This is a genomic window from Italian clover phyllody phytoplasma str. MA1 (genome assembly GCF_000300695.1).
GTDB lineage: Bacteria > Bacillota_I > Bacilli_A > Acholeplasmatales > Acholeplasmataceae > Phytoplasma.
Genome location: NZ_AKIM01000135.1, coordinates 1 through 703, shown reverse-complemented (window position 1 = coordinate 703; position 703 = coordinate 1). Strand labels below are relative to the sequence as shown.

Annotated in this window: 1 protein-coding gene; it reads right to left on the bottom strand. The window is 19.1% G+C overall.

The window, feature by feature from the left end; all coding sequences use genetic code 11:
• A partial coding sequence (locus RI01_RS02960) for an IS3 family transposase (protein ID WP_017193184.1) occupies nt 1-372 on the bottom strand: 372 nt, incomplete at its 3' end.
• Nucleotides 373-703 lie beyond the last annotated feature (331 nt).

Below are 703 nucleotides of genomic sequence, written 5' to 3'. Positions count from 1 at the left end.
TCTTAAACGACAACAAATCCCTTTTTCTTTCATGATGAGATAAACTTTTTTCTTATTGATGGTTTCATTAAAGATTTTTTGATATAAATGAGTGATTTTACGATGGCCAAATAAATATTCATGCATTTTACATAAAGATTCAATACGTTTTTGTTTTAAAAGATATTGTTCTTGTTTTATTTTAATTTTATGGTTAACTTTTAACCAATAATAATAAGTACTTCGTTTAATTTGGATAGTTTTTAAAATGGTGGTTAAATTTAAAACATTTTGAAATTTTTCTACTAAATTAAAGATAATTTTTTTATCTATCTTTTCTATTTTTTTAATTATTTGTTGTAATAATTTAACTTTTTGTTTTAGTTTTTGCATCTTAACACCAATTTATCTTATATTTTTTTTCAGTATATCAACCATTATAACTCTTTAAATGTTTTCTAACACCATTAAATAATTATTAATGTTATTTTTGTCGAATATGAATTATATATTTTTTATTTATATTTTTTATTTATAAACACATACCTATAACTGATAAGGCAGTTAATTTAAAAATTAAAATTGTTAAAAAAAGAGTTTTTATTTATATCGAATAATAATAATGATAAAAATGATACAACGATAATATCAAATATCGAGTATCATTATCATTATCGATATAAAATATAAAATATCACTGGTTCGATGTGCTTGTTTTTAAATA